General features: G+C 70.4%; 8 protein-coding genes. 1 reads left to right on the forward strand and 7 read right to left on the reverse strand.

The genetic code is table 11. From position 1 onward, the window contains the following. The 7 genes from K6I33_RS26875 to K6I33_RS26905 all read right to left on the reverse strand — a co-directional run. Positions 1-1,590, reverse strand: a 1,590-nt coding sequence (locus K6I33_RS26875; protein ID WP_229357118.1) for an NADH-quinone oxidoreductase subunit G, incomplete at its 3' end; no start/stop codon positions are given. After that, the gene (gene nuoF, locus K6I33_RS26880; protein WP_229357119.1) at positions 1,587-2,957 is read right to left on the reverse strand and encodes an NADH-quinone oxidoreductase subunit NuoF; all 1,371 of its coding nucleotides are present in this window, start codon (positions 2,955-2,957) and stop codon (positions 1,587-1,589) included. The genes nuoF and K6I33_RS26875, both read right to left, overlap by 4 nt. Further along, complete coding sequence (gene nuoE, locus K6I33_RS26885) at positions 2,954-3,718, reverse strand: NADH-quinone oxidoreductase subunit NuoE (protein WP_229357120.1); 765 nt, start codon at positions 3,716-3,718, stop codon at positions 2,954-2,956. Before nuoE ends, nuoF begins: the two co-directional genes overlap by 4 nt. Continuing rightward, positions 3,715-5,076, reverse strand: a complete 1,362-nt coding sequence (locus K6I33_RS26890) for an NADH-quinone oxidoreductase subunit D (protein ID WP_229357121.1) — start codon at positions 5,074-5,076, stop codon at positions 3,715-3,717. The genes nuoE and K6I33_RS26890 overlap by 4 nt, the downstream gene beginning before the upstream one ends. Next, positions 5,076-5,864 carry an NADH-quinone oxidoreductase subunit C gene (locus K6I33_RS26895; protein ID WP_229357122.1) on the reverse strand — a complete coding sequence of 263 codons (789 nt, stop codon included), beginning with the start codon at positions 5,862-5,864 and terminating at the stop codon, positions 5,076-5,078. The genes K6I33_RS26890 and K6I33_RS26895 overlap by 1 nt, the downstream gene beginning before the upstream one ends. Then, a complete protein-coding gene (locus K6I33_RS26900; RefSeq protein WP_229357123.1) occupies positions 5,861-6,415 on the reverse strand; it encodes an NADH-quinone oxidoreductase subunit B family protein in 555 nt (184 codons plus the stop codon). The genes K6I33_RS26895 and K6I33_RS26900 overlap by 4 nt, the downstream gene beginning before the upstream one ends. A gap of 12 nt (positions 6,416-6,427) precedes the next feature. Next, positions 6,428-6,787 carry an NADH-quinone oxidoreductase subunit A gene (locus K6I33_RS26905; protein WP_126914770.1) on the reverse strand — a complete coding sequence of 120 codons (360 nt, stop codon included), beginning with the start codon at positions 6,785-6,787 and terminating at the stop codon, positions 6,428-6,430. Between the two features lie 833 nt (positions 6,788-7,620). Between K6I33_RS26905 and K6I33_RS26910 the strand changes: the two genes are divergently transcribed. Beyond that, complete coding sequence (locus K6I33_RS26910; RefSeq protein ID WP_229357124.1) at positions 7,621-8,442, forward strand: C40 family peptidase; 822 nt, start codon at positions 7,621-7,623, stop codon at positions 8,440-8,442. The last annotated feature ends 153 nt before the right edge of the window (positions 8,443-8,595 follow it).

The raw sequence follows: 8,595 nt of genomic DNA on the forward strand, positions 1-8,595 counted from the left end.
CGCCTCCAGCGCGCCCCGCTCGCCCGCCCGGCGCGGCAGCCACACCAGCCGCGCGCCCGTCGCCCCGGCCGCCGCCACGGCGGCCGTCAGCCCGCCGGGCACCCCGGCCAGCCGCTCGCCGACGAGGATCAGCGCGCCCGGCGCGCGCAGCGCGTCCGACGCCGCCCGCCCGGCCGCGTCCAGGCCCGACGCGGCCGCCAGCGCCCGCAGCCACTCCGGCTCCGTGCCCGGCGCGGCCGGCAGCAGCGTGCCGCCCGCCTTCTCAAGGCCCCGGGTCGCGTAGGTGGCCAGCGCGAAGAGGCGCAGCCCGCGCTTGCGCCACGCCTTGCGCAGCCGCAGGAAGACGCCCGGCGCCTCCTCCTCGGCCTCCAGCCCCACGAGCAGCACGGCGGGCGCCTGCTCCAGGGCCGTGTACGTCGCCCCCGAGCCGTCGAGGTCCCGGCCGTGCCCGGCGACGTGGGCCGCGAGGAAGTCGGCCTCCTCACCGCTGTGGGTCCGCGCCCGGAAGTCGACGTCGTGGGTGCCGAGGGCGACGCGGGCGAACTTGGCGTAGGCGTACGCGTCCTCCACCGTCAGCCTGCCGCCGGTCAGCACCCCGGCCCGGCCGCGCGCGGCCGCGAGGCCCCGGGCGGCGGTCTCCAGGGCCTCCGGCCAGCTCGCCGGCGTCAGGACGCCGTCCGCGTCCCGGACGAGCGGGGTGTCGAAGCGCTCCGGCCGCTGGGCGTAGCGGAAGGCGAAGCGGCCCTTGTCGCACACCCATTCCTCGTTGACCCCGGGGTCCTCCGCGGCCAGCCGGCGCAGCACCTTGCCGCGCCGGTGGTCGGTGCGCAGCGCGCAGCCGCCCGCGCAGTGCTCGCACACCGACGGGGAGGAGACCAGGTCGAAGGGGCGGGCGCGGAATCGGTACGCCGCCGAGGTGAGCGCGCCCACCGGGCAGATCTGGATGGTGTTGCCGGAGAAGTACGACTGGAAGGGGTCGCCTTCGCCCGTGCCGACCTGCTCCAGCGCGCCGCGCTCCAGCAGCTCGATCATGGGGTCGCCCGCGATCTCGTTGGAGAAGCGGGTGCAGCGCGCGCACAGCACACAGCGCTCGCGGTCCAGCAGGATCTGCGTGGAGATGGGCACCGGCTTCTCGTAGGTGCGCTTGCGGCCCTCGAAGCGGCTGTCCGCCTGCCCGGCCGACATGGCCTGGTTCTGCAGGGGGCACTCGCCGCCCTTGTCGCAGACGGGGCAGTCCAGCGGGTGGTTGATGAGCAGCAGCTCCATCACGCCGCGCTGCGCCTTCTCGGCGACGGGCGAGGTGAGCTGGGTCTTCACCACCATGCCGTCGGTGCAGGTGATGGTGCAGGAGGCCATGGGCTTGCGCTGGCCCTCGACCTCGACGATGCACTGTCTGCACGCGCCCGCCGGATCCAGCAGCGGATGGTCGCAGAAGCGCGGGATCTCGATGCCCAGCAGCTCGGCCGCCCGGATGACGAGGGTGCCCTTCGGCACGGAGAGCTGGATGCCGTCGATGGTGACGGACACCAGGTCCTCCGGCGGGACGGCCGCGTTCCCTCCTCCGGAGGGGGCGGACGTGGTCACTGTCATGCGTTCACCCCCAGGTGAGCGTGCTGGTTGGTGGCGGGACCGTCGGCCCACACGGTCGACCTGTCCGGGTCGAAGGGGCAGCCCTTGCCCTTGATGTGCTGCTCGTACTCCTCGCGGAAGTACTTCAGCGAGGAGAAGATCGGGCTGGCGGCGCCGTCGCCCAGCGCGCAGAAGGACTTGCCGTTGATGTTGTCGGCGATGTCGGCGAGCTTGTCGAGGTCGCCCATCCGCCCCTTGCCGGCCTCGATGTCACGGAGCAACTGGACGAGCCAGTAGGTGCCTTCACGGCAGGGCGTGCACTTGCCGCAGGACTCGTGGGCGTAGAACTCGGTCCAGCGGGTGACGGCGCGGACGACGCAGGTCGTCTCGTCGAAGCACTGGAGGGCCTTGGTGCCGAGCATCGACCCGGCCGCGCCCACGCCCTCGTAGTCCAGGGGGACGTCGAGGTGTTCGTCGGTCAGCAGGGGGGTCGAGGAGCCGCCGGGCGTCCAGAACTTGAGCCGGTGGCCCGGCCGCATCCCACCGCTCATGCCCAGCAGTTGACCGAGGGTGATGCCCAACGGGCCCTCGTACTGGCCGGGGTTGGCGACATGGCCGCTGAGGGAGTACAGCGTGAAGCCGGGCGACTTCTCGCTGCCCATCGAACGGAACCATTCCTTGCCCCGGCCCAGGATCGCGGGAACCGACGCGATGGATTCGACGTTGTTCACCACTGTGGGGCAGGCGTAGAGGCCTTCGACCGCGGGGAAGGGGGGCCGGAGCCGGGGCTGGCCGCGGCGGCCCTCCAGCGAGTCGAGCAGGGCGGTCTCCTCGCCGCAGATATAGGCGCCCGCCCCCGCGTGCACGGTGACGTCGAGGTCGAGTCCGCTGCCCAGGATGTTCCGACCGAGATAGCCCGCCGCGTACGCCTCGCGCACGGCCTCGTGCAGCCGGCGGAGCACGGGGACGGTCTCGCCGCGCAGATAGATGAACGCGCGGCTGGAGCGGATTGCCCAGCAGGCGATCACCATGCCCTCGATGAGGGAGTGGGGATTGGCGAAGAGGAGGGGGATGTCCTTGCAGGTGCCGGGCTCGGACTCGTCCGCGTTGACGACGAGGTAGTGCGGCTTGCCGTCGCCCTGGGGGATGAACTGCCACTTCATCCCGGTGGGGAAGCCGGCGCCGCCGCGGCCGCGCAGCCCGGAGTCCTTCACATACGCGATGACGTCGTCGGGGGTCATCGCGAGGGCCTTGCGCGCGCCCTCGTAGCCCTCGTGGCGCAGATACGTCTCCAGCGTCCAGGACCGGGGCTCGTCCCAGAAGGCGCTGAGGACGGGTGAGAGCAGCTTCTCGGGACTGGTCTCGAAGATCTCGGGCGCCATGGTCATCCCTCCCCCTCCTCGGATGTCTGCCGCTGCCCGGGGCCGGCGTCCGTGGGGGCGGTCCGGGGCGGGCCCACGCGGTGCGCGCCCTCGCCCCTGGCCAGCCGGAGCCCCGCCAGCGAGGCGTGCCCGGCCCCGCCGCTCGCCTCGACCGCGCCGGGCCGCTGATCGGGGAAGCCGGCCAGGATGCGGGCCGTCTCCTTGTACGTGCACAGGGGCGCCCCGCGCGTGGGCTCGACGGGGCGGCCGGCACGGAGGTCGTCGACGAGCCGTTTGGCGCTCTCGGGCGTCTGGTTGTCGAAGAACTCCCAGTTGACCATCATCACGGGCGCGTAGTCGCAGGCCGCGTTGCACTCGATGTGCTCCAGGGTGACCTTGCCGTCGGCGGTGGTCCCGCCGTTGCCGACGCCCAGATGCCGCTTGAGCTCGTCGAAGATGGCGTCGCCGCCGAGCACCGCGCACAGGGTGTTGGTGCACACCCCGACCTGGTAGTCGCCCCCGGGCGCGCGCCGGTACATCGTGTAGAAGGTCGAGACCGCCGTGACCTCGGCCGTGGTGAGCCCGAGCCGCTCGGCGCAGAACCGGATGCCGGTCCGGGTGACGTGCCCGTCCTCGGCCTGCACCAGGTGCAGCAGCGGCAGCAGCGCACTGCGGCTGTCGGGATAGCGGGCGATCACCTCGTCGGCGTCCGCGTCCAGCCGGGCGCGTACGTCGGCGGGATAGTCGGGGGCGGGGAGCGAGGGCATCCCCAGGCTGACGTCACTCACCGGTCGACGCCTCCCATCACAGGGTCAATCGATGCCACCGCCACGATCACGTCGGCGACCATGCCGCCCTCGCACATCGCCGCCATGGCCTGGAGGTTGGTGAAGGAGGGGTCCCGGAAGTGGACCCGGTAGGGGCGGGTGCCGCCGTCGCTGACGACGTGCACGCCCAGCTCCCCCTTGGGGGACTCCACGGCGACGTACGTCTGCCCCGGCGGTACCCGGAAGCCCTCCGTCACCAGCTTGAAGTGGTGGATCAGGGCCTCCATCGAGGTGCCCATGATCTTCTTGATGTGGTCCAGGGAGTTGCCCAGCCCGTCCGGCCCCAGCGCCAGCTGCGCGGGCCAGGCGATCTTCTTGTCGGCGACCATGACCGGCCCGGGCTGGAGCCGGTCCAGGCACTGCTCGACGATCCGCAGCGACTGCCGCATCTCCTCCAGCCGGATCAGGAAACGGCCGTAGGCGTCGCAGGTGTCGGCGGTCGCCACGTCGAAGTCGTAGTTCTCGTAGCCGCAGTAGGGCTGCGCCTTGCGCAGGTCGTGCGGGAGCCCGGCGGAACGCAGGATCGGCCCGGTGGCGCCCAGCGCCATGCAGCCGGTGAGGTCGAGGTGGCCGATGCCCTCCATCCGGCCCTTGAAGATGGGGTTGCCGGTGGCGAGCTTGTCGTACTCGGGGAGGTTCCGGCGCATCTTCTTGACGAACTCGCGGACCTGGTCGACCGCGCCGGGCGGCAGGTCCTGGGCGAGGCCGCCGGGGCGGACGTACGCGTGGTTCATCCGCAGGCCGGTGATGAGCTCGAAGACGTCGAGGACCATCTCGCGGTCGCGGAAGCCATAGATCATGATCGTGGTGGCACCGAGCTCCATGCCGCCGGTGGCGATGGCCACCAGGTGGGAGGAGATTCGGTTCAGCTCCATGAGCATCACCCGGATGACGGAGGCCCGGTCGGGGATCTGTTCCTCGATGCCGAGCAGCCGCTCCACGCCCAGGCAGTACGCCGTCTCGTTGAAGAACGGCGTGAGGTAGTCCATGCGCGTCACAAAGGTGGTGCCCTGGGTCCAGTTGCGGAACTCCAGGTTCTTCTCGATGCCGGTGTGGAGATAACCGATGCCGCAGCGGGCCTCGGTGACCGTCTCGCCGTCGATCTCCAGGATCAGCCGGAGCACCCCATGGGTGGAGGGGTGCTGGGGACCCATGTTGACGACGATGCGCTCGTCGTCGGCCCGCTTGGCGGCAGCGGCGATCTCGTTCCAGTCGCCGCCGGTGACGGTGTAGACGGTCCCCTCGGTGGTCTCGCGCGCGCCGGCGGGGGTCTCGCTCTCGTGCGGGGTCTCGTTGGCGGTGCCATTGGGGGTGGACATCACGAGTACGACCTCCGCTGGTCCGGGGCCGGGATCCGGGCGCCCTTGTACTCGACGGGGATGCCGCCGAGGGGATAGTCCTTGCGCTGCGGGAAGCCCTGCCAGTCGTCCGGCATCATGATCCGCGTGAGCGCGGGGTGGCCGTCGAAGATCAGCCCGAAGAAGTCGTAGGTCTCGCGCTCGTGCCAGTCGTTCGTCGGATAGACGTCGACGATCGACGGGATGTGCGGATCGGCGTCGGGGACGCCCACCTCCAGCCGGATCAGCCGGTTGTGGGTGATCGAGCGCAGGTGGTAGACGGCGTGCAGCTCACGCCCCTTGTCCCCGGGGAGGTGCACCCCGCTGACCCCGGTGCACAGCTCGAAGCGGAGCGCCGGGTCGTCCCGCAGCGTCCGGGCGACGCGCGGCAGGTGCTCACGGGCGATATGGAAGGTGAGCTCGTCCCGGTCGACCACGGTCTTCTCGATCGCGTTCTCCGGGACCAGCCCCTGCTCCTCCAGGGCCCCTTCCAGCTCGTCCGCCACCTCGTCGAACCACCCCCCGTACGGACGGGTGGCCTCGCCCGGCAGCCGTACGGTGCGGACGAGCCGGCCGTAGCCGGTGGTGTCGCCGCCGTTGTTCGCGCCGAACATGCCGTGCCGGACGCCGATGACCTCACCGTGGTCCAGGCGCTGGCCGGGCAGGTTCTGGGCGCCGAGGTCCTTGTCGGGGTTGACGCCGTTGGGGGCCTTGGGGCCGGGAGCCCCGTTGTTCTTGCCGTCCTTGCCGTCGGCGTTCGGCTCGCTCATCGCAGCAGCCCCTTCATGTCGATGAGGGGCAGGGCCTTGAGGGCCGTCTTCTCCGCCTCGGCCTCCGCCTCCGCGCGCTGCGCGCCGAGCTTCTCGTGCTGGATCTTCTTGTGCAGCTTGAGGATCGCGTCCATGAGCATCTCGGGCCGGGGCGGGCAGCCGGGCAGATAGATGTCGACCGGCACGATGTGGTCGACGCCCTGTACGACCGCGTAGTTGTTGAACATGCCGCCGCTGGACGCGCAGACCCCCATGGAGATCACCCACTTGGGGCTGGGCATCTGGTCGTAGACCTGACGCAGCACGGGCGCCATCTTCTGGCTCACCCGGCCCGCCACGATCATCAGATCGGCCTGGCGGGGCGAGCCCCGGAAGACCTCCATGCCGAAGCGGGCGAGGTCATAGCGCCCCGCTCCCGTCGTCATCATCTCGATGGCACAGCAGGCCAGACCGAAAGTGGCGGGGAAGACGGACGCCTTGCGCACCCATCCCGCGGCCTGTTCGACGGATGTCAGCAGAAAGCCGCTCGGCAGCTTCTCCTCGAGTCCCATGCGACGAGCCCCCTAGTCCCATTCCAGGCCGCCGCGCCGCCATACATAGGCGTAGGCGACGAAGACGGTGAGCACGAAGAGGAGCATCTCCACGAGCCCGAACAGCCCCAGGGAGTCGAAGGTGACCGCCCAGGGGTAGAGGAAGACGACCTCGATGTCGAAGACGATGAAGAGCATCGCCGTCAGGTAGTACTTGATCGGGAAGCGGCCGCCACCGGCCGGGTGCGGGGTCGGCTCGATGCCGCATTCGTACGCCTCGAGCTTGGCGCGGTTGTAACGCTTGGGCCCCACGAGCGAGCCCACGACCACGGAGAAGATCGCGAAGCCCGCACCGAGGGCTCCCAGTACGAGGATGGGCGCATAGGCGTTCACCGCTCCTCGCTCCTTCCAGTCTGTCGACGCTGACTGCTGGCTGACCGGACCCGGCGACGGCGGTCCACGGGTCCACGAAGGAGGCCCACGAAGATCACCAATATGTGAGGCAGTTCACAAGCCCGGGTCGACTGCATCCTATGCCCGCCGGTCTGTGATCTGCGACACGGCGTACACGACCGCGTTTGTGATCTCCACCACCTGACGAACGATCATTAAGTCGGATGATGGGTGATCTTCACACGCGAAGCGGTTGAGTGATCACCAGAGGTGACATTCGGGGGCTCGGGCGCTGGTCGGAGCGGGTGCGCCATTATCAAGCCATGGCGTGATCGGGCAAATTGGCATGAGGGGCAGTCAACTGATAAGGGGTCGTCACCCCCTGAGGGGACGACGAACGGGCACCCCTCTCCGCGTCACCCGACCCGGGCACCCCTCGGACGACATCCGGGTGGCCGACGAGTGCCCTACGGACCGTCACCGAACCGGCGCCCGGACCCCCGCCCCGGCACCCGGTACGCGCGTCGCTTCACAAGCCCGCCCCGAGAGACCGGACGGACGCGCGATACGTGAGTTGCGCCACGCGCGAGGGGGTTCGGCGGCCGGATTTCATGGGTAGCCTCGACGGCCGAGCCGTAAAGGTGATAAGACGCCCGGCGGACGTCGCCGATGGCCAAATGCCATGCTGAGGCGCTTGATCGCCCGTTCGGGCACCCCTCGCGCCGTAACCTCTCCGTGATCAAAAGGCGTGATTTCCAAGCGCGTACACGTCAATTGTGGCGCAGGTCACTTATCTTGAACTCAACCTGCGCGGACTGATAGTCCGTTGTCCCATGTCCCCGAACGCGCATATAACCAGCCACCGGAAGCACCGTCGCCCGGCGACCCAGTCCTGGGTCGTCCGCACGGGTGTGGCCGGTGGCGTCCTCAGCACCCTGGCTGTGGCCGGCACCGCGTCCGCCGCGACCGCCACCGCCGAGAAGCCGGCCGAGGCGACCCAGGAGATGGAGATCCCCGCGTTCAACGCGGCCCTCTCCACCTCCATCGCGCAGAGCGCGGTCGCCACGCAGCAGGCGGCCATGGACACCCAGATCCGCGCGGAGGTCGACGAGGCCGTCGACGTCGCCAAGGCCCAGGCCAAGAAGGTCAAGGACGAGGCGGAGCGCAAGGCCGAGGCCGAGCGCAAGGCCGCCGAGGCCGAGGCCAAGCGCGCCGAGCAGGACCGCGCCTCGCGCGACAGCGACCGCACGGACCTGGGCACGAAGTCGACCTCCGGCTCCAGCACCGGCTCCCACGCCTCGGGCAACGCCGCCACCCTGGTCAGCTTCCTGGAGAAGCAGGTCGGCAAGGCGTACATCATGGGCGCCACCGGCTCCTCCGCGTACGACTGCTCCGGCCTGGTCCAGGCCGCGTACAACCAGATCGGCATCGACCTGCCGCGCGTCTCGCAGGACCAGTCGACCGCCGGCACCCAGGTGGGTCTCGACAACCTCCAGGTCGGCGACATCCTCTACTGGGGCTCCGCGGGCAGCGCGTACCACGTCGCCGTCTACATCGGCGGTGGCAAGTTCATCGGCGCGCAGAACCCGAGCACGGGTGTCGCCGAGCGCAGCCTGAGCTACTCCCCGCCCACGGGCGCCGTCCGCGTCATGTAGTCACGCGGGCCCGCCTACGCGGGTTCACATTCTCGGAAGGGCCGCCGCTCCCCCCGCTCGGGACGGCGGCCCTTCGGCGTCCCCGGGTCCCGGGTGCCCACCCCCGTTAACCTCGGGCACCCGGCCCCCGCGCCGATGCCTGGAGTCTGGGAC

The organism is Streptomyces sp. UNOB3_S3, assembly GCF_020740895.1.
Taxonomy (GTDB): Bacteria; Actinomycetota; Actinomycetes; order Streptomycetales; family Streptomycetaceae; genus Streptomyces.

What these genes read in the sequence shown, in the direction of transcription:
- K6I33_RS26895 (WP_229357122.1), bottom strand. Translation starts at nt 5,864, where the DNA reads ATGAGCGAGCCGAACGCCGACGGCAAGGACGGCAAGAACAACGGGGCT.
- K6I33_RS26890 (WP_229357121.1), bottom strand. Translation starts at nt 5,076, where the DNA reads ATGTCCACCCCCAATGGCACCGCCAACGAGACCCCGCACGAGAGCGAG.
- K6I33_RS26900 (WP_229357123.1), bottom strand. Translation starts at nt 6,415, where the DNA reads ATGGGACTCGAGGAGAAGCTGCCGAGCGGCTTTCTGCTGACATCCGTC.
- K6I33_RS26910 (WP_229357124.1), top strand. Translation starts at nt 7,621, where the DNA reads ATGTCCCCGAACGCGCATATAACCAGCCACCGGAAGCACCGTCGCCCG.
- nuoF (WP_229357119.1), bottom strand. Translation starts at nt 2,957, where the DNA reads ATGACCATGGCGCCCGAGATCTTCGAGACCAGTCCCGAGAAGCTGCTC.